The sequence below is a fragment of the Alcaligenes sp. EGD-AK7 genome, assembly GCF_000465875.3.
Lineage (GTDB): Bacteria > Pseudomonadota > Gammaproteobacteria > Burkholderiales > Burkholderiaceae_B > Alcaligenes > Alcaligenes phenolicus.
The window spans coordinates 622775-639364 of the sequence record NZ_AVOG02000001.1; the positions used below are offsets into that span (position 1 = coordinate 622775).

Annotated in this window: 16 protein-coding genes; 8 read left to right on the top strand and 8 right to left on the bottom strand. The window is 57.0% G+C overall.

Annotated features, from left to right (window positions below; all coding sequences use genetic code 11):
• Nucleotides 1-12 precede the first annotated feature (12 nt).
• From pgaB to N879_RS02900, 8 genes are all read left to right on the top strand, one after another.
• Complete coding sequence (gene pgaB, locus N879_RS02865; RefSeq protein WP_021446638.1) at nt 13-2034, top strand: poly-beta-1,6-N-acetyl-D-glucosamine N-deacetylase PgaB; 2022 nt, start codon at nt 13-15, stop codon at nt 2032-2034.
• Nucleotides 2027-3355: a poly-beta-1,6-N-acetyl-D-glucosamine synthase gene (gene pgaC / locus N879_RS02870; protein WP_021446639.1), complete on the top strand. Its 1329-nt coding sequence runs from the start codon at nt 2027-2029 to the stop codon at nt 3353-3355. The genes pgaB and pgaC overlap by 8 nt, the downstream gene beginning before the upstream one ends.
• Nucleotides 3352-3885, top strand: a complete 534-nt coding sequence (gene pgaD, locus N879_RS02875) for a poly-beta-1,6-N-acetyl-D-glucosamine biosynthesis protein PgaD (protein ID WP_009454351.1) — start codon at nt 3352-3354, stop codon at nt 3883-3885. Before pgaC ends, pgaD begins: the two co-directional genes overlap by 4 nt.
• A 137-nt stretch (nt 3886-4022) precedes the next feature.
• Nucleotides 4023-4508 (top strand): curli production assembly/transport protein CsgE, encoded by a 486-nt coding sequence (locus tag N879_RS02880; protein ID WP_009454353.1) that lies wholly within the window; start codon nt 4023-4025, stop codon nt 4506-4508.
• Between the two features lie 15 nt (nt 4509-4523).
• Complete coding sequence (locus N879_RS02885) at nt 4524-4958, top strand: curli assembly protein CsgF (protein ID WP_009454355.1); 435 nt, start codon at nt 4524-4526, stop codon at nt 4956-4958.
• The gene (locus tag N879_RS02890; protein ID WP_031232101.1) at nt 4955-5923 is read left to right on the top strand and encodes a CsgG/HfaB family protein; all 969 of its coding nucleotides are present in this window, start codon (nt 4955-4957) and stop codon (nt 5921-5923) included. Before N879_RS02885 ends, N879_RS02890 begins: the two co-directional genes overlap by 4 nt.
• 89 nt (nt 5924-6012) lie before the next feature.
• On the top strand, nt 6013-7122 hold the full coding sequence (locus tag N879_RS02895) for a hypothetical protein (protein WP_009454359.1): 1110 nt from the start codon (nt 6013-6015) through the stop codon (nt 7120-7122).
• 389 nt (nt 7123-7511) lie between these two features.
• Entirely contained in the window at nt 7512-8276 is a 765-nt protein-coding gene (locus tag N879_RS02900) for a response regulator transcription factor (protein WP_009454362.1), read from the top strand.
• A 15-nt stretch (nt 8277-8291) separates the two neighbouring features.
• On the opposite strand, the gene sufT is transcribed toward N879_RS02900, so the two are convergent.
• Genes sufT through N879_RS02940 form a run of 8 tightly spaced genes read right to left on the bottom strand, consistent with a single transcriptional unit; the run spans nt 8292 to nt 16443 of the window.
• Nucleotides 8292-8852: a putative Fe-S cluster assembly protein SufT gene (sufT, locus tag N879_RS02905; RefSeq protein WP_009454364.1), complete on the bottom strand. Its 561-nt coding sequence runs from the start codon at nt 8850-8852 to the stop codon at nt 8292-8294.
• A gap of 15 nt (nt 8853-8867) precedes the next feature.
• Nucleotides 8868-9320 carry a Fe-S cluster assembly sulfur transfer protein SufU gene (gene sufU, locus N879_RS02910; protein ID WP_009454366.1) on the bottom strand — a complete coding sequence of 151 codons (453 nt, stop codon included), beginning with the start codon at nt 9318-9320 and terminating at the stop codon, nt 8868-8870.
• Nucleotides 9321-10568: a cysteine desulfurase gene (locus tag N879_RS02915; protein WP_009454368.1), complete on the bottom strand. Its 1248-nt coding sequence runs from the start codon at nt 10566-10568 to the stop codon at nt 9321-9323. It lies immediately after the preceding gene.
• Nucleotides 10565-11872 (bottom strand): Fe-S cluster assembly protein SufD, encoded by a 1308-nt coding sequence (gene sufD / locus N879_RS02920; protein WP_009454370.1) that lies wholly within the window; start codon nt 11870-11872, stop codon nt 10565-10567. Before sufD ends, N879_RS02915 begins: the two co-directional genes overlap by 4 nt.
• A complete protein-coding gene (gene sufC / locus N879_RS02925) occupies nt 11869-12648 on the bottom strand; it encodes a Fe-S cluster assembly ATPase SufC (protein ID WP_009454372.1) in 780 nt (259 codons plus the stop codon). Before sufC ends, sufD begins: the two co-directional genes overlap by 4 nt.
• A gap of 13 nt (nt 12649-12661) precedes the next feature.
• On the bottom strand, nt 12662-14110 hold the full coding sequence (gene sufB / locus N879_RS02930; protein ID WP_009454374.1) for a Fe-S cluster assembly protein SufB: 1449 nt from the start codon (nt 14108-14110) through the stop codon (nt 12662-12664).
• Nucleotides 14107-14601: an SUF system Fe-S cluster assembly regulator gene (locus N879_RS02935; RefSeq protein WP_003800349.1), complete on the bottom strand. Its 495-nt coding sequence runs from the start codon at nt 14599-14601 to the stop codon at nt 14107-14109. Before N879_RS02935 ends, sufB begins: the two co-directional genes overlap by 4 nt.
• A 60-nt stretch (nt 14602-14661) precedes the next feature.
• The gene (locus tag N879_RS02940) at nt 14662-16443 is read right to left on the bottom strand and encodes an ABCB family ABC transporter ATP-binding protein/permease (protein ID WP_051359109.1); all 1782 of its coding nucleotides are present in this window, start codon (nt 16441-16443) and stop codon (nt 14662-14664) included.
• Nucleotides 16444-16590: the final 147 nt, after the last annotated feature.

Genomic DNA, 16590 nt, shown 5'->3' on the forward strand with positions numbered 1-16590 from the left:
GCGGCCACGACAATGAGCACACGAATCCTGACCCTTCTGATAGTGGCCTTCAGCGCCCTTTTATCCGCCTGCAGCGCCAGCCCGCCGGCCCTGTATGTACCGCCCGAGCAGCGTCGCCTCGAACAACAAGAGCAGCCCTGGCGCAATGACGAGCTACTCATCATCGCCTACCACGACGTGGAGGACCACGATCCTAACCAGGCGTACCTGAGCGTCAGTACCGAGCACCTGCGCCAGCAGTTTTCCTGGCTACAGGAAAACAACTATGTGCCCGTCAGCGTAGAGCAGATTATGCGCGCCCGCCAAGGTGTGGAGCCTCTGCCTGAAAAGGCAGTGCTGCTGTCATTTGACGACGGGTATCAAAGTTTCTATACCCGCGTGTTCCCGCTGCTAAAAGCCTATCACTGGCCTGCGCTGCTGGCCCCGGTCGGCAAATGGTTGGACACCCCCGACAACGAAAAAGTGGACTTTGGCGGTCTTCCCACCGAACGTTCGCGCTTTTTGCACTGGGCACAAATCGACGAAATGGCCAAATCCGGTTTGGTGGAAATCGGCGCGCACACCCAAAACATGCATTACGGTGCCATCGCCAACCCACAAGGCAATATCCAGCCAGTGGCTGCCGCACATCGCTACCTGACCGATCAGAAACGCTACGAGACCGATGCCGAGTACACCGCCCGCTTTCGCGAGGATGTGCGCGCCATCAGTGCCCGCGTCAAACAGCACGCCGGTAAGCCGCCGCGCGTCTGGGTCTGGCCCTATGGCCGGATCAGCGGCCTGGGCCTGCAAATTCTGGAGCAAGAAGGCTATCAGATGGCCCTGACGCTGACCGACGGCGTGGCCAATGTCCACGACCCGATGAATATGCCCCGCTATCTGGTGGATAACGACCCGGACATCAGCACCTTTGCAGGCTTTATCACCGCCCGTGAAGACCGTCAGGCCGAGCGCGTGGTGCATGTGGATCTGGATTATGTGTACGACCCCGATCCGGCGCAGATGGAACGCAACTTGAGCGCCCTGGTGCAACGCATCGCAGACCTGAAACCACGTAGTGTCTATCTGCAAGCCTTCGCCGACCCCACAGGCGATGGCCTGGTGCGCGCGGTCTACTTCCCCAACCGCCACCTGCCCATGCGCGCCGACCTGTTCAATCGCACGGCCTGGCAATTAAGTTCGCGCGCCCACGTCAATGTCTTTGCATGGATGCCCGTGCTGGCCATCGAGACGTCCGAGCCGGCGCAACGCGTGCTGCAATGGCATGCCGACGGCAGCCCACCTTCCCTGCCCACACAAGGCTACCGCCGCCTGTCCCCCTTTGACCCTCGCACTCGCCAGATCATGGGCGATCTGTACGAAGACCTGGGACGCAGCGCCATCTTCTTTGGTGTCGTATTCCATGACGATGCCACGCTGACCGACTTTGAAGATGCCTCGCCCGCCGCCCTGGACGCCTACGAAAACGCCGGCTTTGGCAGGGACATCAGAACGATACGAGCCAATCCCGAGCAGTTTGAGCGCTGGACGCGCTTTAAATCACAAGCCCTGATCGACTTGACCCGGGAACTAGCTGATCGGGTACGCAAGCAGCGCGGCCCGCAGATCAGTACGGCCCGCAATATGTACGCTCTACCGGTTCTGAAGCCCCAGAGCGAACAGTGGTTTGCCCAGAACCTGAACGATTTTCTGCAAGCCTATGACTGGACTGCCGTGATGGCCATGCCCCGCATGGAAGACATCCTCGATCAGCATGCCGTGACCTGGCTGAACGAGCTGGTCGATAAGGTGGCCAGCCACCCAGAAGGCCTGCGCCGCACCGTGTTCGAAGTGCAATCGGTCGATTGGCCCGGCCAAGGTCAACCATCCCGTCCGCTGGACTCCCATCTAGTGGCCGGCTGGCTCAATGCACTGACGGCAAGAGGGGCGCGACATGTCGGCTATTACCCCGACGACTTTGTCAACAATCAGCCCAAGATGAACGTGATTCGTCCGGAAATCACGATTGAATGGTATCCAACAAAAAATGATTGAACGACTGATCGCCCTATTGGCCCTGTGCCTGATCGTCGGAATTCCCCTGGGAATCACCGTCGCCCTGACCAGCCACCTACTGCTCTACTTCATCTTCATGTACCCGCTGTTCATGTCGGGCATATGGATAGGCGGCGGCTTGATCTTCTGGTTCCAGCATGAACGCCGCTGGACCTATAAACCACACGCCCCACCCGAACTGGAAGGCATGCCGCTGGTCAGCATCCTGATCCCCTGCTTTAACGAACAGGCCAACGCCCGCTCTACCATCCTGTCCGCGCTGAACCAGGTCTATCCCAACATCGAAGTCATCGCCATCAACGACGGCTCCAGCGACCGCACCGCCCAAGTGCTCAATGATCTGAGCGAGGAGTACGACAAGCTGCGCGTCATCCACCTGGCCCAGAACCAGGGCAAGGCACTGGCCCTGCGCATGGGAGCCCTGAGCGCCAGCGGCGATTACTTCGTGTGTATAGACGGGGATGCTTACCTGGACCCGGAAGGCGTCAATTACCTGGTCGCCCCCATGCTGCGTAACCCGGAAGTCGGTGCCACCACCGGTAATCCGCGCATCCGCACGCGCTCCACCCTGATCGGCCGCATCCAGGTTGGCGAGTTCTCCTCGATCATCGGGCTAATCAAGCGCACGCAGCGCGTCTACGGAAAAATCTTCACGATTTCCGGCGTGATCGCAGGCTTTCGTCGCCAGGCCTTGGACGAAGTGGACTACTGGAGTCTGGACATGATCACCGAGGACATCGATGTGACCTGGAAGTTGCAGCTGGCCGGCTGGCAGGTGTTCTATGAGCCGCGCGCCCTGTGCTGGGTGCTGATGCCCGAAACACTGAAAGGCCTGTTCAAGCAGCGTTTGCGCTGGGCTCAGGGCGGTGCGGAAACCTTCCTGAAATACACCCCGCAGGTGCTGCGCTGGGAAAACCGCGGCATGTGGCCCCTGACCCTGGAATACCTGTGTTCGACCTTATGGAGTTTCGCCCTGGGCGTAGCGATGCTGATCTGGTTGCTTGGACAAATGCTCCACTTGCCTGCCGCCACCCAGATCGACGGCCTGTTCCCGCCCTCGTTCACCGGTATGGTGCTGGCCGGCATGTGCCTGCTGCAGTTCGCCGTCAGTATCTGGATCGACCGTCGCTACGAGCCCGATCTGCCCCTGACGATGTTCTGGATCATCTGGTACCCATTTGCCTACTGGTTGATCAATTTTTTAACCACGCTGTGGAGTTTCCCCATGGTCATGCTGCGCCTGCGTCGCAAACGCGCCCGCTGGAGCAGCCCCGACCGGGGTATCAAGGAGCTGTCATGATCATCACGACCCAACGCCATCCCATCACTCGCTGGATAGACCGTCTACTGACCATCGCCGGCTGGTTCGTCTTCAGTTACCTGATCGCCAAAGGCTTGCTCCTATTGATCGGTCACACCATGGACAAAGCTGGCTACGAACAGATAGATCCGATCTTCCCAACCCTGACCACCTTTCTGTTCTACGGGGCGGTTCTGCTGACCAACGGCCTGCTGCTGTTGGCCTGGTCACGCTGGCGACGCCAGCAGCGCCAGCAGCGCCACCTGCGCCAGGCCCTGTACCGCCAACGCAGCCGCTCGCATCGCGTCAAGCAGCCCCCCCTGCCGCACTTTGATCACGAGCAGATCGATACCGTGCGCCACAGCCGCATCGTCGTGCTCTACAACGCCCAGGACGGCGCGGTACAGCATGTAGAAGCAGCCAATCCGCTACCCATGCAGCAGGCAACCGGCCCACACGACGGAGAACCACTGACACCGCTGATCTTTCGTCCGCGCGCCTACCCCAAACAGCCTACGCCGAATCAGTAGCACCGACGCAAAAACAGCCCTGTGCAAGGGCAAACAGCCTAGGAAATGCGGCTCATGTAATTGCAGATGGCCGTCTCTACCATAGTCAGTAACGCCGATGTATCAAGCCGTAAGGCGAAGGAACAACAGGTGCTGCAATGACAAAACCATACCAACAAGGGGCCGTGCTCCTGGCAATGCTGTGTGTCATGAGCAGCGCCGCTGCACAACCAGGCAGAGATACCAGCAAGCCCAAACCGGCCAACTTCATGGAAGCCATCCGGCAGGCTGAAGTAGTTCGCAAGAACCTGTTTGACGATCCGCTCGCGGGCATCGTCATCAACCGCACCGTCACGGTGCAAGGACAAGACTTTTACCGCTACTTCAGCAATCGCTGGCGCGAGCTGACCGGGGCCAGTCCCTTCACCCTGACGGTGGTGGAGCGCCCGTCGGCCCGCTGGGGCAGCGAAATCTGGGTCGAATACCGCCGCCAGCGCATGTATCACGCTTTTCTCACGCCCGCGCGTTCCGGCACAAAGAAGGCCAGTGAGCGGGCTGTGGATCTTGTTCTGGAAAACGTCAATAAAAGCGAGATCGAACGCGTACTCACCAACAACCCGGACCTTGCTCCGGACGAACTTTAACAAGAGAGACATAACGTGAAGACCTTCCTGCCCCTTGCCTCTGTTGTGCTGACCGGTGCGCTATTTGCTCCCGTCCACGCAACCGAACTGATATATACCCCCGTCAATCCCAATTTCGGCGGCAGCCCGCTCAATGGGCAATGGCTACTGAACTCGGCCCAGGTCACCAACAAGCACACGGACCCCGACGCCGAAGACCTGGGCTCATCCTTTGAGCAGCGCACGCCCTTCCAGGACTTCAACGATCAGTTGGAGCGCTCGGTACTCAGTCGCCTGGCCTCGGCCGCGTCCTCGCAGTTTGTGGACAGCAACGGCAAATTTGTACCCGGGACCTTCGAGACCGGCAGCTTTACTGTCAGCGTCGTCGATATCGGCGGCGGAGCACTGACGATCACCACTACGGACCGGATCACCGGCGCTTCCACTACTTTCCGAGTGATGCAACCATGATGAGCACAGTGACCGTCCTGAACGCGCGCCCAACACGCCTGTTAAGCGTGCTGGCCCTGACCTGGGCCCTGGCTGCCTGCGCCGTCCCCTCCACCCCGGCCGAAGTCAAAGGCTCTGCCTACCTGACGCCCGCCTCGCCAGCCACACACGATCTGCTGGAGCTCCCCGCGCCCGCCCAGCGCCTGACCGTGGCCGTCTACGGGTTTCGTGACCAGACCGGCCAATACAAGCCCAATCCGGACAGTTCCTTTTCCACCTCAGTCACCCAGGGAGCCGCCGCCCTGCTGGTCAAAGCCTTGCGTGACTCGCGCTGGTTCACTCCGGTCGAGCGCGAAAGCCTGCAGGAACTGCTGACCGAGCGGCGCATCGTGCGCGCCCTGGACGGATCGCAGGAAAACGGCCAGCGCACCGCCATTAACATCCCGCCGCTAGCCCCGGCCGAAATCATGATGGACGGAGGCATCATCTCCTATGAAAGCAATGTGCGCACGGGCGGCGCGGGCGCACGCTTTCTGGGCGTAGGCCTGTCTACCCAGTATCGGGTGGACCAAGTCACGGTCAACCTGCGGGCCATCGACGTGCGCACCGGCAACATTTTGCAAAGCGTGTCCACGACCAAGACCATCTTTTCCTACGAAGTCCGGCCCAGCGTCTACAAGTTCGTGAACTTCAAAGACCTGCTGGAAATCGAGGCTGGCGTAACCAACAACGAACCGGCCCAGCTCTCGGTCAAAGAGGCCATTGAATCGGCGGTGGTGCATCTGATCGTGCAAGGCATGAAGGAAGGCCAATGGCGACTGCAAAACGAGGCCGACCGTAACAACCCCATCGTGCAGAACTACATGAAGCAAAACGAAACCTATCGCAGCATGCGCACCCAGACCGCTGTGGCCGCTCCTGAGGCCACGCAAGCCAATGAGGCCACAAGCGATGAGGTGCAGACCGCTCCAGTCACCGGCAGTTGAACACGAGCAGACAGCGCGGTGGTTCCGAGAAGACCGGCCACCGCTCTCTTTCCTAACAACGGTCTTCGACATGCACTGAGGAGAAGTATATGAACGGCAAACTGTCCACATTAGCTATTGCCCTGGGCACCGCGCTGGCCCTGCCCACACTGGCGCTGGCTGACAACGCCACCGTGACGCAGACCGGCAATTTCAACAAAGGCGTAGTTCTTCAAAACCACAACGCCAACGCCAACGCGACCATCGACGTGAAGGGAGACCGCAACGACGATTACATCAACCAGTGGGATAACGGTACGGTTCGCACCACCGTGAAGGTCATCAACGGCAACGACAACAAGGCCGTGGTGGAACAAAGCCGCAGCGGCGGCAACTCCACGATCACCATCACCCAGTCACGCAACCGCAACGACGCCTTTGCCAGCCAATGGCAGGCCAACGGATCGCAAATCGGCATCAAGCAATTACGCTCGGACAACAAGGCGGTTGTGGAACAAGTCCGCAGCACTGGTGACCAGGCCTGGGTAAACCAAACGGGACAAGCGGGCGATGCCTATGTCAATCAATACCGAACCCGTGACGCACTGGCTGTCATCAACGACAGCGGCGCGCGCAACGACTCAGTCATTGAGCAAGACAACAGCAGCCATGTCAACGCCTTCATTACCCAATCGGGGTACAAAGGAGATGCGTACATCAATCAATACAAAAGCATGAGCTCGACCGCCAGCATCACCGACAGGGGCAAGTACGACAAAGGCGTGATCGATCAGTGGAATGTCTCCAACTCGAACGCCTCCATCGTCCAGGGCGGTGGCCACAAAAATGATGCCACTATCAGCCAAACCGGCACGTGGTGGGGCAATTCGGATCGCCTGCACGCCAGTATTGTCCAGATCGGCTCGCATAACAAAGCCGTTACTGAACAGACCGGCTACAGCAACGACAGCAACATCATCCAAAGTGGCCTGGGCAATGACGCCTATAACTCCCAAGCAGGCATCGGCAACGATTCCTACATCAGCCAGAGCGGCGGCTATAACAAGGCCGTGGTTACCCAGGTCGGTTTCAACCTGGATTCGTCGGTTATGCAGAACGGTTGGGGCAACCGTGCCCAAGTGGTGCAAAGCGGCCTGAACCACAACAGTACCGTCACCCAGACGGGTAATTTCAACAATGCGTATGTCAACCAACATTAACCGGCTGACGTAAGCCAAATGTCAGCGGCAATATGTTATATAGTAGGCGCCGCTGACAACACTCAAGCTATTGATATGTAAGCGGTTTAGGGATTATGGAGCATAGGAGTAACCCGAATTTATAAGGCTTTCCAGATACCTGATCCGCGCTTTTGGGCACGGTATGGCGTTTAAAACATCAAAATTTAACCAAAACAAACAATGATTAACAATTTCACATGATTCGCCCGTTCTGAATGCGGCTAGCCATCTGAAAATTAGGCTGCCAATAGGAATGAAAAAAGAAAATACCCATAACTACCAAAGACAATGACACATGCAATCGAACCAACAAAAGGCTTATTCAACGTAATGACATAGAGCCCATGACGCAGCGAGGGAGACATAAAATGACAACAATTATCATCGTAGAGCCACACACCTTATACAGGTTGGGTATCGTACGGCTGCTGGCAGACACCCTGCCCAGCGCGGAACTGCTCAGCATGGACTACGAATCTATGGAAACCGGTCTGCAGACACGATGTTGTGAGCTGCTGCTATTGTCGGTGCCATCGGCCAAGGCCTGTTTGAAGCTGCTGGCTGATGCGTACCGCAGCCTGCAACCCAGCGCCGTACTCCTGATAGCCGACTCCCACTACGCCTTGCCTGCGCTTCAAGACATGCCTGCCGGCGTTATGGGACATTTGCTCAAGACCGCCACACCGGAATTAATGGCGGCTTCGATCAATCTGGTGTTGGCCGGCGGCTCCTGTTTTCCATCGCCTGCGCCCCAGCGTCAAACGATGGCAATGACCACGACTGTAACCCAGCCATCGAGTCCATCGCCGTCCCAAGCTCATTCCGACAAGCTGATTACGTCCTACGAGCCCATACGCTGGCCACCCGCCGATCCTGAGACAGACCATCTTGACGAAGCGCGGCTGCTGGGCCTGACACCGCGCCAGTATGAAGTGCTGGTGTTATTGGCACGAGGCATGACCATCAAGGGCGTGGCCCGGCAGTTGAATATTTCATCGGCTACAGCCAAGGCGCATGCTGAAACCCTGTATATGCGGATGAACGTACACAACCGTAACGAGGCCGTCTATCACGCGGTCTCCAAAGGAGCCAGGCTAGGGATGCCCAACACCCACATCGAAAAAGCCTGCTAACCGCAGGCTTTTCTATTACAGCATTCCTAGTTGCAAGCGAGCTGATTCACTCATACGTTCCCGGCTCCACGGTGGATCCCAAACCAGATCCACTACGGCCTTCTCTACGCCCTGGATAGTCTCCAGCTTGTAGCGGGCCTCATCGGCAATCATGGTGCCCATACCGCAACCCGGAGCCGTCAGCGTCATTTCCATGGTGATGGAGAACGCTTCTGGACCAGTCTGCTTCACGTGACAAGCGTACACCAAGCCCAGATTAACGATATCGACCGGAATCTCCGGATCATAAACGCTAGCCAGCACAATCCAGGCGGCGTCTTCAATGGTTTTTTCGCTCAGGGGCAGCTCGGGTACAAAAACCTCGGGCTTGTCCTGGGCCTCAAAACCCAGCGCATCGGCATCGACACCTTCAATTCGGTACAGGTTGCCCTCTACCATCACGGTATAGCTGCCACCCAGCTTCTGGGTAATCGTTGCTGTACAACCCGCCTCGATCGTAACGGGAGCACCGTAAGGGATACTGACAGCCGGACAATCCCGGCTGACCAGCACATCATGTCGTTCAAAGTAGCTCATGGCTTGTTTGCGCCTTTATTCGGTTTGCGCGGTTTCTTTGGCCTGATTGATGGCGTTATGCAGGGTATGCCAGGCCAGAGTGGCACATTTAACCCGTGCGGGGAATTCACGCACACCAGATAACACTTCCAGCTTGCCCAGATCTCGATCGGGATGGGCCTCTGTCAACATGGCGTGCATATCTTGAAATAGAGACTCAAACTCGGCCAGACTCAGGCCTTTCACGGCTTCGGTCATTAAGGATGCCGAAGCCTTGGAAATAGCGCAGCCATGCCCCACAAAGCTGACTTTCTGCACAATGCCGTCTTCAACCACGGCGTACACAGCCAGTTGATCCCCACACAGCGGATTGTGGCCATTGGCAAAATGACTGGCGTTTTCTATTACTTCAAAGTTACGCGGGCTACGGTTATGGTCAAAAATGACCTCTTGGTAGAGCTCGCGCAGCCCGTTGAAATCCTGGCTCATTTAGCCAACTCCAAATAGTTTTTGAGCTTTGCGCAGGCTGCCCAGCAAAGCATCAATATCAGCGTAATCGTTGTACAAGGCAAAGGAGGCACGAGCCGTACCGGGAATGCCAAAGCGCGTCATCAAGGGCATGGCACAGTGGTGACCGGCACGCACAGCAACGCCGTCCATGTCCAGAATCGTGCCCAGATCATGCGGGTGAATACCGTCGACCAGGAAGGACACAATGCCTGCCTTGTGTGCGGCCGTACCAATAATGCGAATGCCAGGCATGGCCAGCAAGGCTTCGGTGGCGTAGTCCAGCAACAGCGCTTCATGGTCGGCAATACGCTGCATGCCTATACCCATCAAATAATCGATAGCGGCAGCCATGGTAATGGCACCAGCGATATTGGGCGTACCTGCCTCAAAGCGCTGTGGCACAGGGGCGTAATTACTTTGCTCGAAACTGACGGTGGTGATCATGTCACCGCCGCCCATCCAGGGCGACATGCTGTCCAGAATCTCGTAGCGCACGTACAAGGCGCCCATGCCGGTAGGACCGTACAGTTTATGGGCCGAAAACGTGTAAAAATCCGCATCCAGGGCTTGTACGTCCACCACACCGTGGGGAACGGATTGGGCACCATCCACCAGCACCTTGGCGCCGACGGCATGCGCCTGACGGGTCATTTCAGCGATGGGGTTGATCGTGCCCAAGGCATTGGACACATGGCCCACAGCCAGCAGGCGGGTTCTCTCGTTGAGCAGTTGCTTGAAGGCTTCCTGATCCAGCTCACCGTTATCCAGCACAGGCACCACGCGAATAACGGCACCGGTACGCTGGGCAACCAACTGCCAAGGCACGATATTGGAGTGATGCTCCAGACCGGTCAGCAGAATCTCGTCGCCTGCTTTCAGGTTGTCCATGCCCCAGCTATAGGCCACCAGGTTGATGGATTCTGTGGTGCCACGCGTAAACACAATTTCTTCGTCGCGCGCGGCATTCAGAAATGCCCGCACTGTACTTCTGGCCTGATCGTACAGCTCAGTAGCATGCTGAGACAGCCAATGCACACCACGGTGGATGTTGGCATTGGACTGCTCATAGAATCGCGCCTCGGCTTCAATGACCGAGCGCGGCTTTTGCGTCGTCGCGCCATTGTCCAGATAGGACAGGCGTTGGCCCCGGATGGGGCGAGCCAGGATAGGAAAATCCTCGCGGTGATTCAGCAAACCAGCAGCAGTTACGGGCATAGGCGCATTCATGCAAGATCTCCAAGGGCAAGACCGCCAGGCAACAAAGCATTAATACCGACTGTGGCACGGCTACGCAGGCTCTCGGACGCAATGCGCTCCAGAGACTGAGCGGCAAATGCGTAAATCAGCATATTGCGTGCATCTTCCATGGTCATGCCACGCGAGCGCAGGTAGAACAGGCTGTCGGCATCCAGCTGACCTACAGTGGCACCGTGTGCACACTTGACGTCGTCGGCGTAGATTTCCAACTCAGGGCGGGAGTCTGCACGTGCCATCTTGGACAAGAGCAAGCTGTCCGAACGCTGTACCGAATCCGTACCATCCGCGCCCTTTCCTACCAATACGCGACCACTGAACACGCCGCGGGCGGTGTCGGCCAAAATGCCACGGTAGAACTCACGGCTTTGGCAGTTAGGCTGAGCGTGATCAATGATGGTGTTGTGGTCCACGTGACGGCGGCCGTCCACAAAATACAAACCATTGAACAAGGTTTCGCAGCGCTCGCCGTTGAAAACAGTAGCAATATCGTTACGGGCTATACGGGCACCGAAAGACAGGGAGTGCGAATTGAATACCGAACCACGACCTTGCTGCACATCGATTGCGGCCAGGTGGAAGTCTTGCAAGGCTTCTTGCTGCAGCTTCATGTGTGTCAGGTTGGCATCAGGAGCCACGTTCAGGCGAGTCACGGCGCTGCTCAAGGAAGCATCCGTTCCTTCCTGACCCACGTAGTGCTCAACCACCGTTGCACTGGCACCGGATTCCAAAGAAATCAGGTTGCGCGTGAAGCTGGCACTGCCACCTTGAGTGCGTACAAAAACCAGATGAACAGGCTGTTCCAGATGCTTGCCAGCGGCAATATGCAAGGCAGCACCATCCTGGGCCAAAGCCAGGTTCAAGGCAGCCGTCGAAGCACCCAGGGACTCATCCCCGTAAGCCTGCTGCAGCCAGTCTGCATCTTGCTCCAGACAGGTACTGAGCGAGGCCAAACGCACGCCTGCTGGCAACTCATTCAGGTGCGACAAAGCCGCATCGTAGTGACCGTCCACAAAGACCAGGAAGTACCCGTCTTCTTGCTGACGCACCGACGCCACCAGTTCTGCGGCCGAAGCCGACTTCTGAGGCGCAAAACTTTGTTGTTCCAGCAAAGCCAAAGAGGTGTGATGCCAGGCTTCAATACGCGTGGTTGGCCAGCCTTCTTGTGCGAAACGATCCAGCGCGCGCTGACGCACGGCGCTTAGCCATGGCAGGCCGGCTCCAGGTGCTTGTGCAGCCTGAGCGGCAAAGCTGTTGACCCAATCCGGCAGACTCATACCGCAGCTCCCTTGGCTTTTTGTTCGGCAGCTGCTTGTTCCAGCACCCAACCGTAGCCACGCTCTTCCAGTTCCAGAGCCAATTCACGGCCACCGGAACGAATGATCTTGCCGCCGGCCAATACGTGCACAAAGTCAGGCACGATGTAGTCCAGCAGACGTTGGTAGTGAGTAATCACCAGCAAGGAGCGCTCGGGGGAACGCAGGCGGTTCACGCCGTCTGCAACCACACGCAAAGCGTCAATATCCAGACCGGAGTCGGTTTCGTCCAGGATGGCCAGCTTGGGTTCCAGCAGGCTCATTTGCAGAACTTCGTTGCGTTTCTTTTCGCCGCCGGAAAAACCTTCGTTCACGGAGCGGTACAGAAACTCTTCGCGCATGCCAACCGTCTTCATTTCCTCTTTGACACGCTTGAGGAAGTCCATGGCGTCCAGCTCAGGCAAGCCCTGATGACGGCGCACGGCGTTCACGGAAGCGCGCAGGAAGTAGGCGTTGGACACACCGGGAATTTCGATGGGGTACTGGAAGGCCAGGAACAGACCGGAACGGGCACGGTCTTCAATCTTCATTTCCAGCAGGTCTTGACCCAGCCAATCAACCGAACCGCCTTCCACGGTGTAGTCTTCACGACCGGCCAGAACTTGGGACAAGGTGCTCTTGCCCGAGCCGTTCGGGCCCATGATGGCGTGGACTTCACCGGGCTTGATTTCCAGGTTCAGACCTTTAAGGATAGGTTTATCTTCAACCGAAGCGCGCAAATCTTTAATCGTCAGCATTTCATTATTCTCCTTAACCTACACTGCCTTCCAAGCTGACGCCGAGCAAATTCTGTGCTTCGACCGCAAACTCCATGGGCAATTCTTTAATCACTTCTTTACAAAAGCCGTTCACGATCATGGAGACGGCATCTTCGGCAGTCAGGCCGCGCTGCATGGCATAAAAGAGCTGGTCCTCGCCAATGCGCGAAGCGGTTGCTTCGTGTTCCACACTGGCGCTGGGGTTCTGCACTTCCATAGTTGGGAAGGTGTGTGCAGCGCAGCGCTTGCCGATCAGCAGCGAATCACACTGGGTGTAATTGCGGGCGTTTTCTGCCTTGGGGGTAATACGAACCAGACCGCGATAGGTATTGATACCTTGGCCAGCCGAAATCCCCTTGGAGATAATCGTGCTGCGGGTATTGCGACCCATATGAATCATTTTGGTGCCGGTATCGGCTTGCTGGCGGTGGTTGCTCAGGGCGACCGAGTAGAACTCGCCTTGGGAATCATCGCCGCGCAGCACCACGCTGGGGTATTTCCAGGTGATGGCCGAGCCAGTTTCAACCTGCGTCCAGGAGATGTGCGAACGTGCGCCACGGCATTCGCCACGCTTGGTGACGAAGTTGTAAATACCGCCTACGCCGTCTTTATCGCCGGGGTACCAGTTTTGCACGGTGGAGTACTTGATCTTGGCGTCGTCCAAGGCGACCAGTTCCACGACCGCTGCGTGCAACTGGTTTTCATCGCGCATCGGCGCCGTACAGCCTTCCAGATAGCTGACCGAAGCGCCCTCTTCCGCAATGATCAAGGTGCGCTCGAACTGACCAGTGTCGCGGGCATTGATGCGGAAGTAGGTGGACAGCTCCATCGGGCAGCGTACGCCTTTGGGGATGAACACAAAGGAGCCATCGGAGAATACGGCCGAGTTCAAGGCGGCGTAGAAGTTGTCGCTAGGAGGGACAACCGTACCCAGATACTTTTTCACCAGTTCCGGATATTCACGCACAGCCTCGGAAAAGGAACAGAAGATCACGCCCACTTCTTCCAGCTCTTTGCGGAAGGTGGTGGCCACCGAGACTGAGTCAAACACGGCGTCAACTGCCACACCGGCCAGACGCGCGCGCTCGTGCAAGGGCACACCCAGTTTTTCATAGGTGCGCAGCAATTCAGGATCCACCTCGTCCAGGCTCTTGGGGCCGTCGGCCTTGCTCTTGGGCGCGGAGTAGTAGCTGATGTCCTGGAAGTCGATAGGTGGATACTCCACAATCGACCACTTGGGATACTTCATGGTCAGCCACTGGCGGTAAGCAGCCAGGCGCCATTCCAGCATGAACTCCGGTTCGCGTTTTTTCGCGGACAGGAAACGGATGACGTCTTCGTTCAGACCTTTCGGTATGGTTTCAGACTCGATGTCGGTGACAAAGCCTGCCTCGTAATCACGATCGAGGAAGGTGTCCAGATGTTCGTTGACGGTACTCATTCGGTTAACTCCACGTTGGAGGTGTTCGCCTTGTTTCTGTTTTTCAATTCGGGACCCGGCTTGTGTGTCAGGGGAAATTCGTTAACGGGCACGCGTATCATGTCTGCAACACTGACCTCTTCCAAGGTGCGTCGGACAATATCGTTGATACGCTGCCAATTACTGCGTATATGGCAATCTGACTCCACGGAACAGGCTCCAGGAGTAGCTACACATTCAGTCAAGCCAAAGGGCTGATCTTCCAGTGCATCAATAATCTGCGCTACACTTATCTGTTTGGCGGGGCGGCCCAACACATACCCTCCGCGTGCGCCTCGGCTGCTGATGACCAGCTCGTGCTGGCCCAGCAGTTTAAGCACCTTGCTGACAGTCGGTTGGCCCAAACCCAGGATGGCGGCCAAGTCAGACGCACTGAACACACGGTCTGGATCGCCAGCCATGTGTGTCAGCACCAAAGTGCCGTAATCAATGATTTTACTGATTCGCAGCATTCCTTCTCTCTGAACAGGTCGTAGAGCCATATAGTACCGCTTTGGTACTATATGGTCAAATTATCCCTCCAGACTTTGCTGGATATTCCACATCCGGGCATAGGCGCCATCCAGGGCTAAAAGCTCGCTGTGCGTGCCCTGCTCCACGATCTGTCCGCGCTCCAGAACCAGAATCAAATCCGCGTCCGTAATCGTGGATAGACGGTGAGCAATGATCAAGGTAGTGCGGTCGCGGGCAATCTCGTTCAACTCCGCCTGAATCGCCCGTTCCGTGCGCGTGTCCAGCGCACTGGTGGCTTCGTCCAGAATCAGCACCGGTGGGTTCTTCAGCAAGGTGCGGGCAATGGCCACGCGCTGCTTTTCGCCCCCGGACAACTTCAAACCACGTTCACCCACGATGGTCTCGTAACCATCGGGCAGGCTTTCGATGAAGTCGTGGATACTGGCGGCCCGTGCTGCTGCCACGATCTGCTCTTTGCTGGCATCAGGACGGCCATACGCAATATTGTGCAAAATCGTATCGTTGAACAGGACCGTATCCTGGGGAACGATACCGATATGACGACGCAAGCTCTCTTGCGTCCATTCGCGCAACTCGCGATTGTTGAACAGGATGCGACCTTCCGTCACATCATAGAAACGAAACAAAAGACGCGACAAGGTGGATTTACCTGCGCCCGAAGAACCCACCACCGCTACCGTCTTGCCGGCGGGAATCTCGAAACTCAGGTTTTGAATGACTTTGCGACGGCTGTCATAGGCAAAGCCGACGTTCTCGAAACGCACACCCGCCTGCTCACAGGACAAGACCTGGGCATCCGGCGCATCTTTCACCTCTTGCTTGCGACGCAGCAAGGAGAACAGGCGCTCCATATCAGCCAGTGAATTCTTGATTTCGCGGTAAACAAAACCCAGAAAGTTCAAAGGCGCATAAAGCTGAGTCAGGAAGGCAGACACCAGCACAACGTCACCCACCGTCATGGTTCCGGCCAGCACACCTTGCGCCGACATGAACAGCAAGGCCGTCACCCCAACACTGATAATCGAAGCCTGACCAATATTGAGCAGGTTCAGCGATACCTGATTACGCACGGCAGCCTGGACCCACTGGCCCATATTCTGATCGTAGCGATTGATCTCGTAATCCTCGTTACCGAAGTATTTGACTGTCTCGTAATTGAGCAAGGCATCAATCGCGCGAGAGTTGGCACGACTGTCCAAGTCGTTCATGGCTCGCCGATAACGCATGCGCCGCTCAGTCACCAGCAAGGTGAACACAATATAGGCCGCAATCGTCCCCAAGGTAACCGCCGCGAAGGCCCAGTCGTATCGCCAGAGCAAGATGCCACAGACCAGAGCTATTTCCAGCAAGGTTGGCAAAATATTGAAGACCAGGAAATTCAGCAGAAAGCTAACGCCTTTGGTGCCCCGTTCAATATCCCGGCTCAAGCCACCTGTCTGGCGTTCAGTATGAAAGCGCAAGGACAGATCCAGCAGGTGCCGAAAGACGTGGTTCGCAATCAGCCGCACCGACCCTTGCGTGACTCGCGCAAACAGGGCATCCCGTATTTCACCAAAAGCGCTGGAGGCCAGACGTACGGCGCCATATCCCAACAAGGCGGCCACCGGCAGCATCAAAGCCGTAGCGGGCAGGCTCAACGCATCGATTACCTGCTTCAGGTAGATCGGCATCATCACGGTGGCGACTTTTGCCAGCAGCAAACAGGACAAAGCCAAGACCACGCGAGTCTTGAATCGCCAAACGTAAGGAAATAAGGATTTCAGGGTGCTCAGACCACCGGAGACACCATCAAGCACTTCAGGACGAGGAGGCACACGCAATAGGTCCGTGTTCAACAGCACAAAGCCGAAAAACCGCGGACAGCTTAAAAATAAGTTGCAGCACAACGCTGAAATCAAGGCAGGACAAGCAGACTACGCTTTCCACTGGCAGGCAGGCCCTGCCATGTCCTTGATGCGAATACAGAA

What these genes read in the sequence shown, in the direction of transcription:
- pgaB (WP_021446638.1), top strand. Translation starts at nt 13, where the DNA reads ATGAGCACACGAATCCTGACCCTTCTGATAGTGGCCTTCAGCGCCCTT.
- pgaC (WP_021446639.1), top strand. Translation starts at nt 2,027, where the DNA reads ATGATTGAACGACTGATCGCCCTATTGGCCCTGTGCCTGATCGTCGGA.
- pgaD (WP_009454351.1), top strand. Translation starts at nt 3,352, where the DNA reads ATGATCATCACGACCCAACGCCATCCCATCACTCGCTGGATAGACCGT.
- N879_RS02880 (WP_009454353.1), top strand. Translation starts at nt 4,023, where the DNA reads ATGACAAAACCATACCAACAAGGGGCCGTGCTCCTGGCAATGCTGTGT.
- N879_RS02890 (WP_031232101.1), top strand. Translation starts at nt 4,955, where the DNA reads ATGATGAGCACAGTGACCGTCCTGAACGCGCGCCCAACACGCCTGTTA.
- N879_RS02895 (WP_009454359.1), top strand. Translation starts at nt 6,013, where the DNA reads ATGAACGGCAAACTGTCCACATTAGCTATTGCCCTGGGCACCGCGCTG.
- N879_RS02900 (WP_009454362.1), top strand. Translation starts at nt 7,512, where the DNA reads ATGACAACAATTATCATCGTAGAGCCACACACCTTATACAGGTTGGGT.
- sufT (WP_009454364.1), bottom strand. Translation starts at nt 8,852, where the DNA reads ATGAGCTACTTTGAACGACATGATGTGCTGGTCAGCCGGGATTGTCCG.
- sufU (WP_009454366.1), bottom strand. Translation starts at nt 9,320, where the DNA reads ATGAGCCAGGATTTCAACGGGCTGCGCGAGCTCTACCAAGAGGTCATT.
- N879_RS02915 (WP_009454368.1), bottom strand. Translation starts at nt 10,568, where the DNA reads ATGAATGCGCCTATGCCCGTAACTGCTGCTGGTTTGCTGAATCACCGC.
- sufD (WP_009454370.1), bottom strand. Translation starts at nt 11,872, where the DNA reads ATGAGTCTGCCGGATTGGGTCAACAGCTTTGCCGCTCAGGCTGCACAA.
- sufC (WP_009454372.1), bottom strand. Translation starts at nt 12,648, where the DNA reads ATGCTGACGATTAAAGATTTGCGCGCTTCGGTTGAAGATAAACCTATC.
- sufB (WP_009454374.1), bottom strand. Translation starts at nt 14,110, where the DNA reads ATGAGTACCGTCAACGAACATCTGGACACCTTCCTCGATCGTGATTAC.
- N879_RS02935 (WP_003800349.1), bottom strand. Translation starts at nt 14,601, where the DNA reads ATGCTGCGAATCAGTAAAATCATTGATTACGGCACTTTGGTGCTGACA.